The organism is Vibrio sp. VPAP30 (assembly GCF_001188205.1).
Taxonomy (GTDB): domain Bacteria; phylum Pseudomonadota; class Gammaproteobacteria; order Enterobacterales; family Vibrionaceae; genus Vibrio; species Vibrio bivalvicida.
Genome location: NZ_LBLS01000026.1, coordinates 96,404 through 118,833, shown reverse-complemented (window position 1 = coordinate 118,833; position 22,430 = coordinate 96,404). Strand labels below are relative to the sequence as shown.

Genomic DNA, 22,430 nt, shown 5'->3' with positions numbered 1-22,430 from the left:
ATTCCTGACTGTCTGGCAACTTTTAAGGGTTATTGTGATTTTAGTTTAAGTAACGTATGACCAAGGCCAATATTGTCTGTTCTTTGTTCTACTGTTAAACCTGCCGCCTCAATAATCTCTAGGAAATCATCGCTACGATAGAAACGGCTATTGCCATTTGCTAGGCAGGTAAAGTAAAGCGATGTCGCGTTCAAACTATAAGATGCCGCATCGTATTTTTGTGCATCCCAGAACAACTCAAGAATATAAATCGCATCACCTTCGCGCAGCTGAGCCTTCACTTTCTTAAGAATGTTTAAGATCTCCATCGGAGAAAAACAGTCTAAGAACTGGCTCATCCACCAAACATCGGCCTGTTTGGGTAACAATTGCTGCTTATCTAACATATTGGCAGGGTGAGGATGAACACGCTCTGCAAAGCCTTGTTCTTGGGCGTTTTTCATTGCCATTTCAAGTTGCTGAGGCAAGTCAACAATCGTCACTTCTACATTTGGGTTGTGGTTACAACATTGCATTGCCCACTTGCCCGTATTGCCACCAATGTCGACAAGTGTCTTGGGTTGGCTTTTGAATACTTCTTCAAGCAAAACTGGGAACGAGCGATCAGAATAAAAATGATCAAACTTGAACCAGCTCTCTTTCGCTTGCTCAGGTAGAGTAGATAAACCTTGGTAGATAGTTTCCCATTCCCCCAGCTCTTTTAAACCTGCTGGCTTACCTTCAACGATAGCCTCCGTCAGATGCATCATCGCGGCATAACAAACATCAGCAGTGAAATCCATGTTGGCATTTGTCATTCCATCATGGAGGATAAAGAAACCTAAGTTAGCTAAAGAATAGTTAGGTTTTTCCCACAGCACGATATTGGCGCTGATTGCCATGTCAAGCAATACCTTAACACCATACTCAGAAACCTGAGTTTGCTGAGCCAACTCTACTGCACTTAAGCCTTTTTCTCCGGCTTTATCAAGAGCAGACAAAATGCCTAAGTCACGCAAAGTTCGTGCAGTTTGGAACACAATTGGAGCAAATGATAGCTTTTGAGCTTCCGATTTTGCTTCTAGAGCATTAAACGGATCTTTATTTTTTTGTACCACGAAAAACCTAACTATAAGTTATTTAAAATGAATTACTGTGCAGAAGCGGTTAAAGCAAGCTGCTTTTTAATGTCTACATTTAAGTTGTTAATCCAACGATTGTAGTTGCGGTGAATTTTGCCATCACTCGCTTTTAAATTTTCTGAGTTGAGATAAATAATTGAATAAAACTTATCATTGTATGGGATTTTTATTTCCGCAAAGTGTGTACGAACATGCAATTTCGCATTCAACTCATTCGGAGCGACTTCTTCCACAACCCAGCCACGATCCATGGCTGCTTGTATGATCGCCATCTTAACTTGTTTATTTTGAAGATCATAAACAACTGGAGTATCCTCAACATTCATAACTGGCTGAACACGACCACAACCAACGAGTAATAAAGCTAGCAATAGCGAGCTGAGTAACTTTAATGGTGACATATTAAGAGTTCCTTATTAGGTGTTTAAGTCTATAGAGTCAACAGACTCTATTAGTATTTCGCTAAAAAAACGACAATTCAATATCTTATGCTAAATTCAGATATCAACATCTCATTTAACATCGACGCGTGGCGTGCGCATTCTAACGGCTTATCGCTGTCTCATGAATGGGAAAACTGGGCAAATAACCTGCAATGGCCTGAAGAAGGTAAGCTGATTACCACAGCCATTCCCCCAATGATGCGCCGTAGAATGAGCAATTTAAGTAAGCTTGCTGTTCAAACCACCATTGAGTTATTGAGTGAACATGAGATTGACTATCTCGTCTTTGCTAGTCGCCACGGTGAGCTACACCGTAGCACACAGATAATCGATGACATCTTACATGGTGAAGAAGCCTCACCTATGGCGTTTTCTCAATCTGTTCACAATACCGCTGCTGGTTTAGCAACAATCGCAACAAAAAAGCCGATTCCATTAACCTCTATCGCGGCCTCAGAGAATACGTTCCAAAGTGCCATCGTTGAAGCATGGCTATACCTAGACGCTAATCCACAGCACAAAGTATTGGTCATCGACTTCGATGAACCCGTACCAGAAGCTTACGCGAAATATGAAGCACAACACTACCAAGGTTATGGATTTGGACTAGTGCTCTCCAATGGAGAAGATTTCTCGCTGTCACAACGAGAGGCAAAAGAGACATCACCCACAACTCTTCCCCAAGGGCTAGAATTTATCCGTCACTTCTTATCTAATCGTAGCCAGTGGTCTATTGAATCTCCTAGGAACACATGGAGCTGGCGAAGAAAGTAATGAAAACAATCGATCAATATTGGCGTGTTTTCGCAACAGGCTTTTGTTTTTCTGTTTTTGGACTTGGGGGGCTCACGCTCAGTTTTGTTGTGATTCCAGCCATACACCTTTTTACTAAAAGTCAAACCGTTAGGGAGTATAGAGTCCAAGGCGCAATCCAGCGATCGTTTAATTTATTTTGCGAACTGATGAGACTCACTGGCGCTATTGACTACAAAATAATTGGTAGTGAGATCTTGCAGCAAGATAGGGACTGTTTGATCGTCGCCAACCACCCTAGTCTCATTGACTATGTACTGATCGCTTCACAATTAAAACGCTGTGATTGCTTAGTCAAGTCTGCCATCTGGGCAAATCCGTTTATGAAGCACATTGTCAAAGCTGCAGGCTATATTCCCAATGAGACACCTGATGATCTATTGGCATTATGCGAAACGCGCTTTGAACAGGGTAACGTGCTGTTGGTTTTCCCTGAAGGTACCCGCACAACACCAGGTATTCAATCAAAACTGCAAAGAGGCTCGGCACAAATCGCCGTACGAACTGAGCGAGATTTGCGCGTTATTCATATTACTGTATCTCCGAGCTTTCTCACAAAAGAGAAAAAGTGGTATCAAGTACCTCCAACTAAACCTTTTTTCCTTGTCGAAGTTAAGGATAAAGTTGAGGTTAAGCCATTTATAGAGCAAACTACGTCCCCAACAATTGCAGCTCGCCGTTTGCAGCAGCATTTATCAGAGACGATTTTTCCTAAAATTGATAGTGAACAAGTAGGCCCCAGTGGAAAAACTACACAACGAAATAAAACAACTTATAATTGATGCACTCAATCTAGAAGATTTAACGATTGAAGATATTGAGACAGAAGCTCCACTATTTGGTGATGGTCTAGGTCTAGACTCGATCGACGCATTGGAGCTAGGCTTAGCTATTAAGAAGAAATACAACATTGTCATTGATGCCGATGACTCTAATACTCGCGAGCACTTTGCCTCAGTGAGCAGCTTAGCGAAGTATATTTCTTCACAAGTTAGTGAATAATCCGTAGGTACACCCAATGACAGAAGTAACTAAAGAACAGGTATTTTCTCAAGTAAAAGACGCACTTGAAGAGTTATTTGAGATCGATGCTGCGGACATCGTACCTGAAGCACACTTGTATCAAGATCTTGATTTAGACAGCATTGATGCTGTTGACCTCGTTGTTCATCTACAAAATGTAACGGGCAAAAAAATCAAACCCGCTGAATTCAGTACGGTCCGTACTGTCGAAGACGTGGTTGACGCAGTGACAGAGCTTCTGAAGGAAGCCTAATGAGCCGATTGCTGACAATCCTGTCCGCAGTTGTCCTGCTCGCTTATCCATTCGCCGTTTACTTCGGCATAGATAAATTCGGCCTTTCCATGGTGGGGATATTACTAATCGCCGCCTTGGGAGTCCGCTTACTCTCAGTGCAGCGTAGTCAGTTAAAAGAACTCAAGTACGTTGCACAAATTACTGCACTAACGGGGATCTCTTTAGTAGGCTTGGGCATCCTATTTAAGCAACACGGTTGGCTCACTTTTTACCCAGTCGTTGTAAACCTATGCATGTTGATTGTCTTTGCGACGAGCCTTAAGCAACCACAAACCATCATAGAACGTTTAGCGCGCCTACAAGAGCCAGAGTTACCTCAAAGTGGCATTGAATACACGCGTAAAGTCACCATTGTTTGGTGCCTATTCTTTGTATTCAATGGCTTGACAGCCCTATATACCTGCTTCCAACCGCTAGAGGTGTGGACACTATACAATGGACTCATCAGCTATATCCTTGCTGGCAGTCTGTTTGCCATTGAGTGGGTCGTTCGTCAGTTTATTCGTAAGGATCACTAAACAAAATGAACCTAGCAACCGCTGAGTTTTCATCACTCGCTAATGTTATGAATACTAAGCATCAGGATACAGATCCCGTTGCTTTTGCCCATAATAGCGTGAGAACTTGGCACGAATTTCAAGGTGATGTAGCTCAACTATCACAGCAGTTAATCACGCACCCTGCGCAACGAGTTGCCCTTTGCTTTAGTAGTAGCTATTTGTTTGCGGTCGGCTTCTTCGCGAGTTGCTATGCAAATAAAGTCATCATTCTTCCCGGTAACTATCAAACACAAGCCGTAGCAGAACTCAACGATCATTTTGATCTCCTTATCCACGACGACCAAGTCATTGTCGCCGATGGACTGCCCACCCTTGAGGTAGGCAGTGCTGATTTTGACACATACTTAAAGCCTTGCTTCAAAACTCTACAACTTGAACAGATATCAATTACTTTGTTCACGTCGGGCTCTAGTGGCAAAGCAAAAGCGATCAATAAAACCCTCAAACAGCTAGATACCGAAATCGCAATACTCGAGTCATTGTGGGGTGAGCAACTGGCTAATGCTCGTATCGAAAGTACCGTGTCGCACCAGCATATCTATGGATTATTGTTTCGCGTTCTGTGGCCTCTATGCGCGGGTAGAGCGTTTGCAAAAAACAACCTAGAGTTTCCCGAGCAAGTAATCCATCATGCTGACAAAAACACGGTTCTAATTAGTAGCCCTGCCTTACTTAAACGCTTAACTGAAGAGCACCGAGGCTCCGCTCTGCGCTGTGTTTTTTCTTCCGGTGGGCCTCTACCATCAAGTGCAGCGAATCATAGCAAAGCGTTGTTTGCCCACCTGCCGATTGAAGTCTTCGGCAGTACCGAAACAGGCGGCATTGCATATAGGCAACAACACGCCTCAATCACACCTTGGCAATTGTTCCCTAGCGTAGAGGCCGAGCTAAATAGTGAAAGCTGCCTGCGACTTCGCGCTGAGCACATTGCTGGAGAGGAATGGTATCAAACTGCAGATGAGTGCCACTTCCATGATAAGGTGACCTTTGATCTTAAAGGACGTACTGATCGAGTTGTGAAAATTGAAGAAAAACGTGTTTCATTGGTTGAAGTAGAAAGGCGCTTAGAACAACTCGATTGGATCCAAGAAAGCGCCGTCATTCCTTTGCAAGACGGGAACCGTTTAACACTTTGCGCAGTCATAGTATTAACAGATGTTGGACAACAAGTAATTGAACAACTCGGCAAAGGAAAATTTTGGCTCTCGTTACGTAAAAATCTGCGTGATTGGCTTGAGCCTATCGCTATTCCAAGAAAATATCGCTTGTTGGATGAGATCCCACTCAACAGCCAAGGCAAACGACAAGTCGCTGAAATAGAAAGATTATTCCAAGAACAAATGAACATGGACAAAAGAAAACCAACCATCATAGACGTAGAAACTACAAATTCACAAGCGACGTTAACATTTAAAGTTGATGCTGATATTTTGGATTTTCGTGGTCACTTTACTGACTTCCCATTACTGCCGGGCGTTAGCCAAATAGATTGGGCACTTTTCTACGCCATCGAGCACTTAAATACCCCACCTACATTTAAAGGTATGGAGGTAATTAAGTTTCAAGAGCCAATTCTACCCGATATGACCGTCAACCTTGTTTTGGAATGGGATAGCGCTAAGCAAAAGCTGGCCTTCAAATACAGCTCTAAACAAGGCGAACGGCTGGTTATTCACTCTTCAGGAAAAATGAAGTTGGGTGAATAAAGTGGAAAAGTACCAACCTTGTTTCCTTATCCCTTGCTATAACCATGGCAGCACTATTGCTGCCGTGGTGTCATCACTCGAACCTTTTTCGCTCCCTTTTATTGTGATTGATGACGGCAGTAATAGTGAAACCAAGCAAGCGCTGCAACACCTGACCAAACGAGATAACCTTATTTTGGTTACCTTGGTTGAAAACTCAGGCAAAGGTGGTGCAGTCATGGCTGGGATTCACAAAGCCAACGAGCTTGGCTACAGCCATGTTGTCCAGATCGATGCCGACGGTCAGCACGACATTGAGGCTCTACCCAAGCTGCTAGCTTGTTCACAGCAGAATCCAAGTCATCTAATTTCTGGTCAGCCAGTTTATGACGATAGTGTGCCTAAATCCCGCCTGTATGGTCGATACGCCACTCATGTTTGGGTCTGGATCGAGACACTATCTTTTGCCATAAAAGACAGTATGTGTGGCTTTAGGGCTTATCCAGTCACGAAAACCGTTAGCGTACTCAATAAGTACGACATTGGCACACGAATGGATTTTGACATCGAGATCTTAGTGCGTATGTACTGGGAAGGCATCGAGATTGATTTTGTTGATACACGCGTGATATACCCTGAAGGTGGTATTTCCCACTTCGATGCATTGTGGGACAACGTTAAGATCAGTTGGATGCACACTAGGCTTTTCTTCGGTATGTTACCAAGAATACCTCGGTTGTTAGCTCGTCACCGCAGCAACCTAGCCACGAATACAAATGCCCACTGGTCAAAAAGGCAAGAACAAGGCACTCTGCTTGGCATCAAGCTAATGCTTTCGGTATACAGCCTGCTTGGGCGTAAGGTGTTTAACCTGATCCTTAAAGTTGTCATGCGTTACTATCACCTAACTGGTAAAGAAGCCAAACAAGCTTCTGAACTTTATCTAGAGCAGCTACAGAGCTACGCTAGGCAGCACACCATCGCGCTACCGAAACGCTTGGATAGCTACCAGCATTTGCTCTCTTTTGGTCATACCATGATCGACAAATTGGCCGCATGGAAAGGTGATTTCAATGTCGACAATCTGACGATTCACGGCCAAGAACACTTCCAAGGTATGGTCGACAAAAACCAAGGTGTCCTGCTACTTGGCTCCCATCTAGGCAATATTGAGCTATGCCGTGCGCTGGGTAGACGCCATTCTCATATCAAAATTAATGCTTTAGTATTTACCGAACATGCTGAGCGTTTTAATACGGTCATGAAAGCCGTAAACCCCAATTCGGAACTGAACCTTATTCAAGTCAGCTCGCTAGGGCCAGATACTGCGATATTACTTCAGCAAAAGATAGAACAAGGTGAGTGGGTGGTGATTGTTGGCGATCGTACTTCCACCAGCAAAGAGAGTCGCTCGGTATGGGCAGACTTTTTAGGTAAACCAGCCCCCTTCCCACAAGGGCCATTCATGTTGGCATCGGTGCTCAAGGCGCCGGTTTACCTTCTGTTCGGCCTTCGAGATGACTCAAGTGACGAACCTCACTTTAACGTCTATTTCGAACCGTTTAGAGACAAAATCGTTCTTCCTCGCAAAGAGCGTCAACAAGCACTAGAGAAAGTGGTGCAAGACTATGCTAACCGTCTGCAACACTACACCCTGCAAGCACCACTGCAGTGGTATAATTTTTTCAATTTTTGGACATTAAGTAATCAACAAGATGACGACGCAAGAAAATAACACCATTAAGTTTGGCGCCCAAGCGCTAACTATTGAAGATGTGGTTGCCATTGCCCAAGGTGCCAATGCTAGCCTGAATAACTCACCAGAGTTCACTACAAAGATCGATCGTGGTGTGGCTTTTTTAGAGCGTCTACTTAAAGAAGAAGGCGTCATCTACGGGGTAACAACAGGGTATGGTGACTCTTGTACAGTTGCGATTCCGCCGAGCTTAGTCGATGAGCTACCACTGCATTTAACTCGTTTCCACGGCTGTGGTCTTGGAGAAATTCTGACTCATGAGCAAGCAAGAGCAGTACTCGCGACTCGACTATGCTCTCTAGCTCAAGGTGTATCTGGCGTCACCCATGACTTGCTTAACCAAATCGTAACTCTGATTAACCAAGACATAGCACCACGCATTCCTCAAGAAGGCTCCGTTGGCGCAAGTGGTGATTTAACTCCGCTGTCGTACTTAGCAGCCGCGCTGATTGGTGAGCGCGACGTACTTTACAAAGGCGAAGTTCGCCCAACCGCAGACGTATACACCCAACTAGGTATTGAGCCAATCCACCTTAAGCCGAAAGAAGGTTTAGCGCTCATGAACGGTACTTCCGTTATGACAGCACTAGCCTGCCTTGCTTACAAACGCGCTGAATATTTAGCTCAATTGTGTACCAAGATTACGGCAATGGTTTCTGTGGGCATGCATGGCAACGATTTCCACTTTGACGAAGCTCTATTTGCCGTAAAACCTCATCCTGGCCAGCAACGAGTCGCGGCTTGGCTACGTGACGATCTAAAGGCGGAGCGCCCGCCGCGAAATAGCGACCGTCTACAAGACCGTTACTCGCTACGTTGTGCACCACACGTGATTGGTGTCGTGCAAGATTCACTACCTTGGTTGCGTTCAATGATTGAGAACGAGCTAAATAGTGCCAACGACAACCCAATCATTGATGGTGATAACGAACGCGTGCTTCACGGTGGCCATTTCTATGGTGGTCATATTGCGATGGCGATGGATACGCTTAAAACTGGTATTGCCAACCTAGCAGATTTACTTGACCGCCAAATGGCGCAGCTTATGGACTACAAGTTCAATAACGGCTTACCATTTAACCTTACGGGTGCCGAAGGTGAGCGCAAGCCAATTAACCACGGATTTAAAGCGGTGCAGATTGGCATCTCGGCTTGGACGGCAGAAGCACTGAAACATACTATGCCCGCCAGCGTGTTTTCTCGCTCTACCGAGTGCCACAACCAAGACAAAGTTAGCATGGGTACGATTGCTGCACGCGACTGTATCAGAGTATTAGAACTTACCGAACAAGTCGCTGCCGCATCACTGCTCGCCAGTGTTCAGGCGGTAGAGATTCGTCGCCGCCACAATGAGCTTGATGAACACCATATGAGTGACAACCTGAAAATGATTCGTGACGCTGTGCTGAGCGAGTTTGAATTTGTTGCAGAAGATCGCCCACTAGAGAAAGATCTACGCCACTTTATCGCTCTAATTCAACAGCGCCATTGGTCGTTATACCCGGAGGCATAATGGAGCAAAAGATTGTCTTTCCACTCGAAGCTGAGGTGACACTCATCACCTCTTTTCAAGATGCCGATCCTATGGGTGTGATCTATCACGGCAACTACTTTCGATTTTTTGAAGAAGCACGTCGCATCATGATGGATAAGATCGACTACGGCTATCTGGCGATGAATGCCTCGGGCTACATGTGGCCCATCATAGGTACTCAAGTTAAGTATGTTAAAGCGATCCCGTTTAATCACGAAATTCGTGTGACTGCCAAGTTGACCGAGTGGGAAAACCGACTACGCATCGACTACGTTATCTTTGATGCAAAAACAGGTCAAAGAATGTGTAAAGGTCACACCATGCAAGTAGCGGTTACCATGGATACTGAAGAGATGTGTTTTGCCTCGCCTAACATCCTGATTGATAAAGTGGAACGTTGGCATCAGCACGGGAATATTGCTCAATGAAAAAGTGGTTATTACTTGTCCTAGCGGCGGTTTCCCCTCTCTCATGGGCTGAAGTGACGGATCTCGTTTCACTACAAGATCAACTCGCCAAACATTCGATTGTTCGTGGAGAGTTTACTCAACTGCGTCATATTGAGATGTTCGAGCAGCCACTTAGTTCGCAAGGCCACTTTACGCTGAGTAAACAACAAGGATTGCTTTGGCAACAAGATGTACCATTTCCAGTCAACCTTGTGTTAACGGAAGATAAACTGCGCCAAACGTTTTCTGGGCAAGAGCCACAAGTCATCACCGCGAATGACAACCCAATGGCGTTTTACTTTAGTCATGTGTTTTTGGCTGTTTTTCACGGTGATACGCAAGCATTGCAACAACAGTTCGACATTGCATTCAAGGTTACCTCTGGCGACTGGACTATTACGCTGACGCCAAAGCAAGCGCCTTTGAATGCGGTATTCGAAATGATTACCTTGGTTGGAAATCAGAACATTGATGAACTCACCCTAAGAGAAATTCGTGGTGATAAAACCGAGATTCTTTTCTCTAATCAAACTCATCAACCAGAGAGCCTAACGGATGCTGAACAAGCGCAATTCAGCTTCTAAGCTCCCTAACTCGGCAGAAGCAAAAAAGACGAAAAAGATCGCACTCGCATGGCTAGGTTTAGTCATGCTGTTTATTACTATGCTCGCGAAGCAGTGGATCTGGTCAGCCCAATCTCCGATTGAAACGAATATCCTCAAGCTGCTGCCTATTAATCAGCAAGATCCTGTCGCGGAGCTAGCCTTTGAATCTGTATCAAGCAACTTAAGTGACAAAGTCGTCTTTGTTGTCACCGCAGACAACGCTGACTCCGCCTTCGCTGCCGCGAGCCATTTAGAGCGTTCTCTCACCCAGACAGGGCTATTTAATATGGTCTCAGGAAAGGTCAGTGCCACGCAACAAAGCCAGTGGGCAAGCTATTATTTTGACCGCAGGTACCAGCAACTGACCTCTGAACAACGCGATAGATTAGCAAACCAACCACAAGCGCAAGTACAGTATGTACTTCAGTCTCTTTATAATCCATTTTCCGGTGTTACTGGCCAGGAGTTATCCAGCGACCCGTTTTTGCTGTTTCGTGACTACCTCTCTGAGTTAACTCAGCTCAGCTCAGCTTTTCACCTTGAGCAAGGCTTTCTCGCAACAGAATTCGAAGGACAAAAATATGTTCTCGTTAGTGCAACTTTGAAAGACTCACCCTATAGTCTGACAGCACAAAAAGGTGTCGCAGATATTGAATCGATTGAACGTACATTATCAGAACAGTTTAATGCCAAAACCCAACATACTGGGGTGCTATTTTATGCCCAGTTTGGCACTCAAAGCGCGAAATCAGAAATCAGTACTATCGGCCTATTTTCCTTACTTGGAGTAATCATCTTAGTCGTCGGAGTATTTCGTAGTACAGCACCACTTTCCCTCGCACTACTCTCAATTGGCGTCGGCCTTTTGTCGGCACTAGCTCTGACCACTTGGATCTTTGGTCGTGTACACCTATTTAGCTTGGTCTTTGGCGCAAGCTTGATTGGGGTTTCCATCGACTATGCTTTCCACTACCTCACTGAACGTCTTGCCGCGGGTCGCAAGTGGGACAGCCACAAAGGTCTTCAACACATTTTTATAGCCATCACCCTAGGACTGATCACGAGTCTAATTGGCTATCTTGGGATGCTAATAGCTCCTTTCCCGGGGTTGCAACAGCTGGCTCTGTTCTCTTCGATCGGCTTGGTCGCCGCCTACGCAACCGTAGTGGCTTGGTACCCTGTTTTGGCCGTTAAACACAGCGCGGATAGAAAACTACCAGGACAATGGTTTTGGCATCGATGGCTCGCGCTATGGACGCAGCCTTCAGTGAAGTACGGGGTGCCCTTAGCATGCTTAACCATTGCTGTTTTACCTCTGACAAGCTTGCACTACGACGATGATATCAGGCAACTACAGGCCATGCCTGAAAGACTAAAACAGCAAGAGCAGTTCATCTCTAAGCTCAGCGGGATACAATCATCGCAACAAATGCTCGTTGTTACGGCTCAAAATGATGAAGCGTTACTACAGCGCCTCGAATCTTTAGAACCACAGCTAGAATCATGGCAGCATGAAGGTGTGATTCAAGGCCATCAGAGCCTAAGCCAATACCTGAGTTCAACCGCTCGCCAAGAGCAAAATTATCAGCTGATTAAGACTTTATATCAACAGCAAGGTACGCTTCTTAGCAATACACTCAAGCTAGCGCAGCCACCAAGCTTAACTGCGCCATTATCGCTTGTGTCCTTACAAGAATACCTGACGTATACGGTATCTGAACCCGTCCGTTTTCTTTATATTGGTCAGGTGGAAGATAAAGTGGCCAGTGTCGTCGTCCTGAGTGAGTTGTCGCAACCCAAACAGATCAAAGCATTTACTGAGGCCCACTCTGATATTAGCTACCTCGACAAAGCAGAAGAAATCTCAGACTTATTTGCCAACTATAGAGTCAAGGTGATGGAGCTGGTCGTTATTGCGCTTGCCGTCATTTCGCTGTTACTAATGCAACGTTACGGCCTCAAGCAATCAATAAAGATATTAATGCCTTGCTTAGTTGCTTGCGTTGCGGGTTTAGCGACCGCTTCAGCCGTAGGCTCCACACTGAATCTGTTCAATTTACTCGCACTTATTCTCATTATTGGGATTGGCATCGACTACACACTGTTTTTTGCTGAAAAAGCGCGTAGCCAAAGTACATTACTGGCAATTACACTCTCGGCGATGACCACATTGCTCTCGTTTGGCTTGCTTTCACTTAGCCAGACGCACGCCATTCATAGTTTTGGCATCACTGTGTTGAGCGGTATTTTCGTTGCTTGGTTGCTGTCCCCTTTGGCAATTGAAGAAAGGAAACCATCATGAAGTCACGTTTTCTAGCCCAAACGCTATTAACCATATTGCTTGGCTTGGCCGTGAGTGCCTGTAGCTCAACACCACAATCAACCACGCCAAGTGTGCAAATTACCAAGCAGGAAAAAGTTGACTTACCAGCACCAAGCGACTTGGGTTATTCACTAACGGCCAGTCAACTGATTGAAGCAACATGGAACAGCGATGAACAAAGCCAATCTGAGCAACTGCCCGTTCAATTGCAAGTCAGTGACAACAAACTGGTGTTAGCGGGTTTTTCATCTTGGGGGACACGCATTTTATCCGTTAGTTATCAAGATGATGAAATAACAACCGATATTTTAAGTGGTTTAGGTAGCGTACTACCCGCACCTGAACAGGTACTATTTAACCTGATGATCACGCTGTGGCCTGTTTCTGCTTGGGAAGCCTCACTAAATGAGGTAAGGTGGCAAATAATTGATAGTAATAATTCCAGAGCTATTGTCGATAGCCGTGGTGAAAAGGTCATCGACATCCAATATAGCAACACAGATAGGTTAAGCGGAGATATCTTGTTCCATCACTTAATCGAAAGCTACACTATTAAGATTAAAACGCTTCAATTTAGTAAAGCTTAGACAACTCCATAGATAGCCATCATGTTGACACAAGTTTCAAAACCCATTTTTATCCAAGACTGCGGTTTTCATTCTGCAATGGGATCTGAGGCCTCTCAGATTCATCAATGCCTGTCCGATCAATCCACATCTAACATGGTGCGAGATGACGATATACTCAATACTAAGTCCTCGACGGTTGTCGGTCGTATAGCACAATCGCTGCCCGAAATTCCCACGTACTTACAAGCCTTCAATACACGCAATAATCAGCTTGCATTATCCGCCCTTAAGCAGATCGAAGAGTCTGTAAAACAAGTTATTGGCGAATATGGTGCATCAAGAGTTGCAGTGATTATCGGCACTAGCACATCGGGGATTGCTGATGGCGAAACTGCCTACCAACAGAAGTTAATTAGTGGCGACTTTCCTGACACTTACCATTATCGTAATCAAGAACTTGGCAACGCCAGTGACTTTATCGCCACTTATTTCGGTATTACAGGCCCTTGTTACGCGATTTCTACCGCTTGTTCTTCTAGTGGTCGGGTATTCATTACTGCTCAGCGCCTTCTCAACAGTGGACTCGCCGATGCAGTCATTGTTGGTGGTGTCGATACCATTTGCCGACTAACATTGAACGGCTTTAACGGCTTAGAGGCCCTATCTAAGAATCTATGTCAGCCCTTTAGCGACTCTCGTGACGGCATCAATATCGGCGAATCGGCCGCTCTAATGCTGCTCAGTAAAAAACCGTCAAAAGTGGCATTGCTTGGCGCAGGTGATAGTTCAGACGCTCACCATATCTCTGCCCCTCATCCAGAAGGAATTGGCGCAGAGCAAGCCATGCAAAAAGCATTGGATAACGCAGGATTAACCACTGCTGACATTGGTTACATTAATGCGCACGGTACAGCTACCCAACTCAACGACAGCATGGAAAGCAAAGCCATTTATCGGCTGTTTGGTGACAAGGTTTCAGTCAGCTCAACCAAGCCGTTAACAGGTCATACGCTTGGCGCAGCAAGCGCTACCGAAGCCGCGATTGCGTGGCATATTTTAGTACACGATTTACCACTCCCCATTCAGCATTGCCAAAACAAAGCAGATGACATCCATGTTTCACTGGTTGAAGCACCAACGAAACTGCAAGGCAAAGCCATTTTAAGTAACTCTTTTGCATTTGGTGGTAATAACATTAGTCTCATTTTTGGTTATACCCATGACTAACTATCCTGCTATTGGGCAACTGCTGCCCCACGATGAGCCCATGATACTTATTGATCGTGCGCTAGACATACAACAAGAAACCATTCACTGTCAGGTGGATATTGGTGCCAAGAACCCTTTCTTCAACTTAAAGTCAAACAGCATTCCTGCCTATGTCGGGATTGAGTTTATGGCACAATCAGTAGCGGCTTGGTCTGGTTATCATGCCATGCAGCAAGAGCAAAAGCCTCCTATAGGTTTTCTTCTAGGTAGTCGCCGTTACACGTCTCACTGTGACCATTTCGCACAAGGTCAGGTACTTGATGTATACGCAGAGAAAATGATGGAAGACAATGGTATGGCCGTATTTACAGCCCGTATCGAGTTCGAACAGAAGATAGTTGCTAGCTGTCAGTTAAATGTTTACGTACCATCCGAACAAAAATTAAAAGAAATGAAAATCAGGAGTCAACAATGACCCGACGAGTTTTAGTGACAGGTGCAAGTAAAGGCATCGGTAAAGCCATCGCCATTCAATTGGCTAAAGATGGATTTTCCATTGCAGTCCACTACATGGGTGACCAGCAAGGCGCTCAGGAAACATTAGACACTATCGAAGCTAACGGTGGTACTGGCCGCCTAATTCAATTTGATATCAGTGATCGCGAAGCATGTCGGACTAAGCTAGAAGTCGACATCGCAGAATATGGCGCATACTATGGCGTAGTAAATAACGCAGGGATCACACGCGATACCGCTTTTCCAGCCATGACTGAAGAAGAGTGGGATGGTGTCATCCATACCAACCTAGATAGCTTCTACAACGTACTTCACCCATGTGTAATGCCTATGGTACAAAAGCGAAAAGGTGGACGAATCGTCACTCTCGCTTCGGTATCTGGTCTAATGGGTAACCGTGGACAAACCAACTACAGCGCAGCAAAAGCGGGCGTTATTGGTGCAACTAAATCTCTTGCACTTGAGCTTGCTAAACGTAAGATCACTGTAAACTGTGTCGCTCCTGGCCTGATTGATACAGGCATGGTCGATGACCACGTCAAAGAGCACGCAATGCCACAAATTCCGCTCCGCCGCATGGGTGAGCCTGAAGAAGTCGCAGGTCTGGTGAGCTACTTGATGTCTGACATTGCTGGCTATGTGACTCGCCAAGTAATCTCAGTTAATGGAGGTTTAATATGAGCCGCCGCGTCGTAGTTACGGGTATGTCGGGTGTTACTGCATTTGGTAACGACTGGCAAACGATTGAGCCAAAGCTTAGAGCCTGTGAAAACGCCACACAATATATGCCATCTTACGAGCAGTACGATGGTTTAAACACTAAACTCGCCGCCCCTGTCGATGACTTTGAAATACCAAAACATTACAAACGCAAACAAGTGCGTGGTATGGGTCGTGTTTCTCGCTTGGCGACCGTGGCGACAGAAAATGCCCTAGATCAAGCTGGTTTGTTAGGGGCAGACATCCTGACCAATGGTCAAACTGGCATAGCATATGGATCATCTACGGGTAGTACCGACGCGGTTGGTGCATTTGGCGTGATGCTTAATGAGAAATCAACCAGAGCCATCACAGCAACCACCTATGTTCAAATGATGCCACACACCGCAGCAGTCAACGTTGGGCTGTTCTTTGGATTGAAAGGCCGTGTCATTCCAACCAGCAGCGCATGTACTTCGGGTAGCCAAGCAATTGGTTATGCCTACGAAGCGATTAAACATGGCTACCAAACGGTGATGGTGGCTGGTGGCGGTGAAGAACTGTGCCCGACTGAATCTGCTGTCTTTGATACCCTATTTGCCACCAGCTTAAAGAACGACACTCCCAAAAGTACTCCTCGCCCATACGATACTCATCGTGATGGCCTAGTGATTGGTGAAGGGGCTGGTACATTAGTTCTTGAAGAGTATGAGCATGCTAAAGCACGTGGCGCAAAGATCTATGCTGAAATAATTGGCTTTGCCAGCAACTGCGATGCCGCTCATGTAACCCAACCACAGATGGAAACCATGCAGATTTGTATGGAGATGGCGCTGCAAGATGCGGGAATCGAACCGGAGAAAATCGGCTATGTTTCAGCGCATGGTACTGCGACGGATCGTGGTGATATCGCTGAAAGTAACGCCACCGCGAACGCATTAGGCAAAGTGCCTATCAGTTCGCTTAAGAGTTACTTCGGCCATACTCTTGGAGCTTGTGGTGCTATTGAAGCATGGCTGAGTCTAGAGATGATGCATTCTGGTTGGTTTAGCCCAACGCTAAACCTAGACTCATTAGACGAGCAGTGTGGTAACCTCGACTATATAACTGGTAACGGTCGCGAACTTGAGGTGGAATACCTGATGAGCAATAACTTTGCTTTTGGTGGCATCAACACGTCAATTATCTTTAAAAGGATCTAACTCAAGCTCGCTTTGTTTGGTTTTCTTCTCAGCCAAGTCTGACCGTGACTTGGCTGTCTTCTCTCCCCCTCGTTTCTCGTTTCTCGTTTCTCTAATAATTCTATGTACTTGCGCAAAATTTTTGCTGGTTAGGCTTGGGGAAAATCCAAAACTGAAGCAATCTCACAAGTTATTTTTAACAATTAAGTAACATGCAATAAATTACTCATTATCTCGTGATTTCAGCCGCATAACGCTCTTAGCATAGCCGATTTCCCACCTATTCCTGCCAAGACTTGCTAACTTATTTTTAGGTAATTATTTATCTAACCATACGCAGTTTATAAGCGTTAGAGCGTGAAACGGAAATAATAAAATAACGAGTAGAAAGGAACTATTATGTTTAGAATGAGCAAGTTAGCGGCTTCGTTAGCGTGTATTGTTTTAAGTGGCAGCCTATACGCTGCAGAACCTTACGATGCGACGAAGAGCTACTCCGGTGGCAGTCAAGTAACCGTCGATGGAAATACCTACGAGGCTAAATGGTGGGTGAATGCAGGACAAAGCCCTACTGACAACCACGCCAATGAATGGGATTCTCCATGGAAACTGGTCAGTGGAACAACACCAGAGCCAACGCCTGATCCGGACCCGACACCGGATCCAACACCTGACCCTACTCCCGATCCGACCCCAGATCCAACGCCAGACCCAACACCTGCTACTGGAGTCTGTGCTGAATTCAACGTCTATCCAAATTGGACGCAAGACGATCATGCCACTGGTGGCGACATCATGGTTAATGACAATGTTGCCTATAAAGCAAACTGGTGGACATCTTCCATTCCTGGTAGTGACAGCAGTTGGGGGCACCACCTAGACTGTGACAGTGGCTCTTCTGGTGGAACAACTGCACTGCAACTGCCAAACCCAATGGACCCAGTTCGGCTCGAAGTCAGCGGCTGGCCAAGTAACTTTGTGGTCGCAAGCCCTGAGAGTTTAGATGCACCATCCACCTTGACCATTAGTACAGTCAATAGCCAAGACCTTGCAAATATTGCCAAACTGACTGACGCCTTCGTGGTCTTGATTCAAGCGGCAGACCTTGCTGGCTCGACTTCAATAATTATTAACAGCGATGTGTTGGACACAGCGACAGCCGATAAAGGCGCAGCACTTGGCACTGTCGCGGTGAAACAAGCACTAACCGCGGCGGTAGACGCTACTGGCACCCAAAGCCAAATTGACGTTAACGCAATCAATACGCTTACAGATGATGTTAAAGGTTGGGCACAAGCGCATAACCTTGTCATTTCAGCGCTTGCACCACAGGCTACATTTGGCTGGACATTGAGCATTGGTGAATTTGCTTACAACACTCATTCAGGTAAACGAGCAGTCTGGAACGCCGCTTCTGGCGCGTCTTCAGATCTGTTGGCAAGTTTCGAGCTTTATAAAGCAGACTCACTCAACAAAGCCGACTTTGTTGCCTTTACTAAATCAGCAACGACTGCCGCTCTTACCGATGAGCAATGGCACTATGCGTTAGAATACGTTAAACAAGTGTCTGACCATATCAAAACACCGGCGCTACTTTCTTCGATTCCAACCGCTCAGGCTTCCACCTACTTCTTAGGCAATAACTCTGGTGACCGCCATATTCGCAAAGCCGCACACAGTAACATTTTTGCGATTTTATTCGATACTGACAGTGCTGACCTAAATACCAAGATCGCTCGCTACCAGACTGCAGCCGTTCCTTTGTATTACGTTGGTGAAAGCGTGAAAAATGGGCCACTAACTCGAATCACCTCATTGAATGCTGAGTTGGCAAGCGCTGAAAATGCAATGAACAACCAAGCCTTCCTTTATGAGGTGGCTCAAGCACAATGGGCACCATCGACGGTATACAAATGGAATGACTTCTTAGCGGGTCTTAATTCAATGCACAATGTCGGCGTCGCGGGTAATACCTTCTGGCTATTAGACGATGCTGCCGATGATGCGACAAATTCACGTTACGCAAAAGTCGCAATCGCCGCATTCTTAGCGCAAAGTATGCAAGAAACCATTCGCTACAACGCTTGTGATGAGAACAACTGGTCTGAAGTAAGGTACGGTGCTCCGGTTAACTACCCGATGACAGCGAGTTGTGGTCAGCTAGGTCAGAAATACGCCGATTATGGTAAAGACCCGGTTACGGGCATTGACCATCCTTACTCGTGCCCTCGCGATCCGAAGATGGAAGTCACTGCACTAACCAATGCGAAATGGTACGGTGCTCCAGCGCCTGTTTTCGCAGCACCAGACTCCGTACTTGCAGAGAAAGGCTTACTGGTTAACGGTAACGTTGGCCGGTGGACAAACGACGGTCACTGTATGGAAGTCCCTACCAGTGTAGACACCTCTAAGCAAGTTTGGGAACGTGGTGAGTGTAAAGTCTACGAAGGTCAGAAAGCCGGTAAATTCATCTGGGATGGTAGCGACACTAACGGAACTGTCGAAGGTTGTGGTTGGTGGGGCCGTGGTGTGATTCAAACTACAGGTCGCCAAAACTTCGGTACGCTAAACCACTTCATGGGGCGCTCTCATGTTGACCCAGATACCGTAGGAACTACAGTGAATGGTGTTGTGGTTGAAGCACCTCCTGCGAACCCTCTTTATGCTGATCTCGACTTCTGTTCTAACCCTGGCTTAATTTGTAGCTCAGAAGAAAACCGAGAAATTAAATGGATTGCTGGTCTATTCTACTGGGTGAGTTCAGTACAAACCTACAATGATGAAGGTGGGCCTTACGCACAATGGAACTACCATACCGAGCTGAAGAAATACGTTGACGGTGGCCTACAAGGCACTGAGTTTATCGACGCAGTCTCAGGCATCGTAAACCGTGGCTGTCCTGATAGCCATTGTCCGGTGAGTGGTGAAGTTCACGCGGTTAAAGAACGTCAAGACAACTTCAAACTTGTCTTACAAACTCTGGGGCTAAATCCTCAATAATCTTTCATTGTTGTAATAATGAAAAAAGCTCCCACTCTTCGGGAGCTTTTGCTTTTTCAAGATAAGCTTAAAATTGTTACTATTAAAGCACTTAATCAGCTCACCTTTGATAAATAAGGAAGTGATAAAGAACGAATTTAGGTAATGGTGGGGGTTCTATTCAAAATCACCTCGGCTCAAGAAGCTACTCGCAAAGCTGGTAAAGGTGAAATCTAACAATATAGAGCCGTTTTATTGGGGGCTTTTCTATAAAATTTGAACAATCTGCTACGAAAGTTGCCCTACCAGTATAATAAACCTTTACAAAGCCCAGAGTTCAGGTACTATCTACGTGCTCTGCAATTCAGAGTTATTAGTGAAACAGCAAGTCGAAAGTAAATTCTTAGTAAACCGCGTTACCGTTGTTATCCTTAGGTTTCCCTTAGCTTCATCGTTACATTAATTAGTTCAAATTTTCAGTGCATATAGAAGATTAACTTAACTTACATAAGGAAGACATCATGTCTAACAAAACTACTGGTATCGTAAAATGGTTTAACGAAGAGAAAGGCTTCGGTTTCATCACTCCAGAAAACGGCGGTGCTGACGTATTCGTTCACTTCCGTGCTATCGCTTCTGAAGGTTTCAAAACTCTAAAAGAAGGCCAACAGGTTTCTTTTGAAGTTGAACAAGGTCAAAAAGGCCCACAAGCTGCTAACGTAGTACCAGCTTAATTTTAGATTGACTTCAACGTCAATTATAAGATTCAAAAAACCAGCCCTAGTGGCTGGTTTTTTATTACCTAAAGCAACCAACAAAAAGCCCTACCAAAGTAGAGCTAACGTTAAAACCGATTACCACATCAAATCATCTGGCACGACAAAATCTGCGTATGGGTCATCCTCTGCAGAGATATCTTCCGCTGGTGCATTTTGTTCGATGATTACGCTCTCGTCACGCATCCCAATTTTATTCGCTACGCTACTTGGAATAACCGCATAAGTATCATCGGCGCGCGCAATCGACAAAATGCCTTTTGCAAGTTGGTCGCGGATCAATTGCTCTACGTAGATTGCTTTAACAAGCGTACCATCGGTAAAGTTGTATTTGATTTCGCCATCTTTCTGATCAAGTTTGTTCATCTCTATCAGTTGCTTAATTTGCGCTTTAATCTCTTTCGACAAGCGCTGTTCTTTTTGTTCTTCACTTAACGCTTTATCACGCTCTTGTTGTTGGCGCTTGCTCTCTTCGACTGCCGCTTTAACTTCACGGGCTTGAACGCGAGATTTCTTTGAGCCTTTTTTCGCTTTCTTAAGTTTTTTTTCATTCACTAAGCCTGCTTTAAGCATTTGCTCTTGAAGTGTCAGTTTTGCCATGGGTCTTCCAAAAAATATCAATTTGTGTCATTTTAACGGTTAGAACTAGGCAAATAAAGACCATATTCCCCGAAGGTTGCTTCCTCCCGAGCAATAGATACAGCGGACATATTTCAGCACTCTCCCCGAAACTGCTGTGGTGTCATTCCTGTCCAACATTTAAACCCTCTTCGAAAATTAGCAGTGTCGCTATATCCTAACCGAAAGGCGATCTCTTCGATTGTCAGCTCGGTCCTGAGCAAGAACTCTTTTGCGATATCACTACGAACTTCGCTCACCAAACTCTGATAACTAGCCTGAGACTCGTTTAACCTTCTTCTCAAGGTCCGTGAGGAGTATCCGAACTGCGCTGCCAATTCTTCTATCGAAGGAAACACACCTGCACTTTGATACAAGATCGTCTTGATTTGGTTGGTCAGCAAATAAGGGGACTGCAAAGCTTCTTCTACCGATTGGCATGTTTTAAGGTAATGACTCAACATATCAGCATTGTGCGTTTTTACAGGTAATGCCAAGAGAGAAGAAGCAAAACTGAGTGCCAGGCTTCGGGCCTCAAACTGGACCGCACAAGAAAAACGTTCATGATACTTGTGGCAATAGGTAGGCTTTGGATAAATAAGACTCAATGAGTTCACCTTTAATGGTTTGCCTGAAAGTTCTTCAAACAGGGCAACAAGCGCACTAAAAAAGAACTCACTACAAAATGGCAATAGCTCGCCAATATCGAGTACATTTTCCAGTACAATCGACGTTGTTTCGCCCTCTTTTATCACTTGTACAGAAAATACGGGGCCATTGAGGTTAAGGTATTTAAAGCCAGTTTTAATTGCCTCTTCCACTGTTCGGCTACTTAAAATGGCATAGCCTAAAGTTCCGAAATGACTCAATTTCGCCCTTTCCCCCACCAATAGACCTACTCCGACATCTTTAAACTGCTGATTCACTTGACGAAATAGCATCAACTTATCAGCATAAGTCATCTGCGCTTTTTCACTTTGCCAATCCAAATGCCCTAAACCGATCTCTTCTAAAATTGGATCAGGTTTAAAACCAAAGCTCTCAAAAGCCTCTAGCAGTAAGGCGATATCCATCACTCCCAACTGATGGCGATAGTCTATAGGTAGATATTCAGCGACAATTTCCATTCTTAACAAGCCCCAACATTTTTTTCAGCATACTGGTATTTCGGGCCAGATTTTGTGACCTAGACTTGGGTTGTGTCCGGTAATGACCTGACGAGCATGCCTAGTTTGGAGCAAAATAAACCAAGTGTTAATCATTTGTAAATTTAAAT

At 45.1% G+C, this 22,430-nt stretch carries 22 protein-coding genes and 1 pseudogene; 19 read left to right on the top strand and 4 right to left on the bottom strand.

Features of this window, described 5'->3' with window-relative positions; genetic code table 11:
* Window positions 1–29: 29 nt before the first annotated feature.
* Together ZX61_RS11030 and ZX61_RS11025 are read right to left on the bottom strand one after the other, a co-directional pair.
* Window positions 30–1,097, bottom strand: coding sequence for a methyltransferase (locus tag ZX61_RS11030; protein ID WP_049844679.1), 1,068 nt, complete (start codon window positions 1,095–1,097; stop codon window positions 30–32).
* A gap of 32 nt (window positions 1,098–1,129) precedes the next feature.
* Window positions 1,130–1,522, bottom strand: coding sequence for a hypothetical protein (locus tag ZX61_RS11025; protein ID WP_049844678.1), 393 nt, complete (start codon window positions 1,520–1,522; stop codon window positions 1,130–1,132).
* 87 nt (window positions 1,523–1,609) lie between these two features.
* Between ZX61_RS11025 and ZX61_RS11020 the strand changes: the two genes are divergently transcribed.
* From ZX61_RS11020 to cspE, 19 genes and pseudogenes are all read left to right on the top strand, one after another.
* Window positions 1,610–2,338, top strand: a complete 729-nt coding sequence (locus tag ZX61_RS11020; RefSeq protein WP_049844677.1) for a beta-ketoacyl synthase chain length factor — start codon at window positions 1,610–1,612, stop codon at window positions 2,336–2,338.
* On the top strand, window positions 2,338–3,159 hold the full coding sequence (locus ZX61_RS11015) for a lysophospholipid acyltransferase family protein (RefSeq protein WP_049844917.1): 822 nt from the start codon (window positions 2,338–2,340) through the stop codon (window positions 3,157–3,159). The genes ZX61_RS11020 and ZX61_RS11015 overlap by 1 nt, the downstream gene beginning before the upstream one ends.
* Window positions 3,119–3,379 (top strand): phosphopantetheine-binding protein, encoded by a 261-nt coding sequence (locus tag ZX61_RS11010; protein WP_049844676.1) that lies wholly within the window; start codon window positions 3,119–3,121, stop codon window positions 3,377–3,379. The genes ZX61_RS11015 and ZX61_RS11010 overlap by 41 nt, the downstream gene beginning before the upstream one ends.
* A 16-nt stretch (window positions 3,380–3,395) precedes the next feature.
* Entirely contained in the window at window positions 3,396–3,653 is a 258-nt protein-coding gene (locus ZX61_RS11005; RefSeq protein ID WP_049844675.1) for an acyl carrier protein, read from the top strand.
* Complete coding sequence (locus tag ZX61_RS11000) at window positions 3,653–4,213, top strand: hypothetical protein (RefSeq protein WP_049844674.1); 561 nt, start codon at window positions 3,653–3,655, stop codon at window positions 4,211–4,213. Before ZX61_RS11005 ends, ZX61_RS11000 begins: the two co-directional genes overlap by 1 nt.
* Before the next feature lie 5 nt (window positions 4,214–4,218).
* Window positions 4,219–5,589, top strand: a pseudogene (locus ZX61_RS10995) (AMP-binding protein); the annotation flags it as partial.
* Between the two features lie 12 nt (window positions 5,590–5,601).
* Entirely contained in the window at window positions 5,602–5,961 is a 360-nt protein-coding gene (locus ZX61_RS24345) for an ApeI family dehydratase (RefSeq protein ID WP_200904239.1), read from the top strand.
* A gap of 1 nt (window position 5,962) precedes the next feature.
* Window positions 5,963–7,675 carry a glycosyltransferase family 2 protein gene (locus ZX61_RS10990; RefSeq protein ID WP_049844916.1) on the top strand — a complete coding sequence of 571 codons (1,713 nt, stop codon included), beginning with the start codon at window positions 5,963–5,965 and terminating at the stop codon, window positions 7,673–7,675.
* Window positions 7,656–9,209, top strand: coding sequence for an HAL/PAL/TAL family ammonia-lyase (locus ZX61_RS10985; protein WP_049844673.1), 1,554 nt, complete (start codon window positions 7,656–7,658; stop codon window positions 9,207–9,209). The genes ZX61_RS10990 and ZX61_RS10985 overlap by 20 nt, the downstream gene beginning before the upstream one ends.
* The gene (locus tag ZX61_RS10980; protein WP_049844672.1) at window positions 9,209–9,658 is read left to right on the top strand and encodes an acyl-CoA thioesterase; all 450 of its coding nucleotides are present in this window, start codon (window positions 9,209–9,211) and stop codon (window positions 9,656–9,658) included. The genes ZX61_RS10985 and ZX61_RS10980 overlap by 1 nt, the downstream gene beginning before the upstream one ends.
* Entirely contained in the window at window positions 9,655–10,263 is a 609-nt protein-coding gene (locus tag ZX61_RS10975; RefSeq protein WP_049844671.1) for a LolA family protein, read from the top strand. Before ZX61_RS10980 ends, ZX61_RS10975 begins: the two co-directional genes overlap by 4 nt.
* Entirely contained in the window at window positions 10,235–12,586 is a 2,352-nt protein-coding gene (locus tag ZX61_RS10970) for an MMPL family transporter (protein ID WP_049844670.1), read from the top strand. The genes ZX61_RS10975 and ZX61_RS10970 overlap by 29 nt, the downstream gene beginning before the upstream one ends.
* The gene (locus tag ZX61_RS10965) at window positions 12,583–13,194 is read left to right on the top strand and encodes a DUF3261 domain-containing protein (protein WP_049844669.1); all 612 of its coding nucleotides are present in this window, start codon (window positions 12,583–12,585) and stop codon (window positions 13,192–13,194) included. Before ZX61_RS10970 ends, ZX61_RS10965 begins: the two co-directional genes overlap by 4 nt.
* Before the next feature lie 21 nt (window positions 13,195–13,215).
* The gene (locus tag ZX61_RS10960; protein ID WP_049844668.1) at window positions 13,216–14,403 is read left to right on the top strand and encodes a beta-ketoacyl-[acyl-carrier-protein] synthase family protein; all 1,188 of its coding nucleotides are present in this window, start codon (window positions 13,216–13,218) and stop codon (window positions 14,401–14,403) included.
* On the top strand, window positions 14,396–14,860 hold the full coding sequence (locus ZX61_RS10955) for a hotdog family protein (protein ID WP_049844667.1): 465 nt from the start codon (window positions 14,396–14,398) through the stop codon (window positions 14,858–14,860). Before ZX61_RS10960 ends, ZX61_RS10955 begins: the two co-directional genes overlap by 8 nt.
* A complete protein-coding gene (locus tag ZX61_RS10950) occupies window positions 14,857–15,582 on the top strand; it encodes a 3-ketoacyl-ACP reductase FabG2 (protein ID WP_049844666.1) in 726 nt (241 codons plus the stop codon). Before ZX61_RS10955 ends, ZX61_RS10950 begins: the two co-directional genes overlap by 4 nt.
* Complete coding sequence (locus tag ZX61_RS10945; RefSeq protein ID WP_049844665.1) at window positions 15,579–16,802, top strand: beta-ketoacyl-ACP synthase; 1,224 nt, start codon at window positions 15,579–15,581, stop codon at window positions 16,800–16,802. Before ZX61_RS10950 ends, ZX61_RS10945 begins: the two co-directional genes overlap by 4 nt.
* A gap of 378 nt (window positions 16,803–17,180) precedes the next feature.
* Window positions 17,181–19,781 carry a cellulose-binding domain-containing protein gene (locus tag ZX61_RS10940; protein WP_049844664.1) on the top strand — a complete coding sequence of 867 codons (2,601 nt, stop codon included), beginning with the start codon at window positions 17,181–17,183 and terminating at the stop codon, window positions 19,779–19,781.
* Window positions 19,782–20,281: 500 nt separating this feature from the next.
* Window positions 20,282–20,494 carry a transcription antiterminator/RNA stability regulator CspE gene (gene cspE, locus ZX61_RS10935; RefSeq protein ID WP_004744614.1) on the top strand — a complete coding sequence of 71 codons (213 nt, stop codon included), beginning with the start codon at window positions 20,282–20,284 and terminating at the stop codon, window positions 20,492–20,494.
* Window positions 20,495–20,614: 120 nt separating this feature from the next.
* Here cspE and ZX61_RS10930 read toward each other — a convergent pair whose 3' ends face one another.
* On the bottom strand, window positions 20,615–21,136 hold the full coding sequence (locus tag ZX61_RS10930; protein WP_049844663.1) for a DUF2058 domain-containing protein: 522 nt from the start codon (window positions 21,134–21,136) through the stop codon (window positions 20,615–20,617).
* Between the two features lie 113 nt (window positions 21,137–21,249).
* A complete protein-coding gene (locus ZX61_RS10925) occupies window positions 21,250–22,281 on the bottom strand; it encodes an AraC family transcriptional regulator (RefSeq protein ID WP_049844662.1) in 1,032 nt (343 codons plus the stop codon).
* Window positions 22,282–22,430 lie beyond the last annotated feature (149 nt).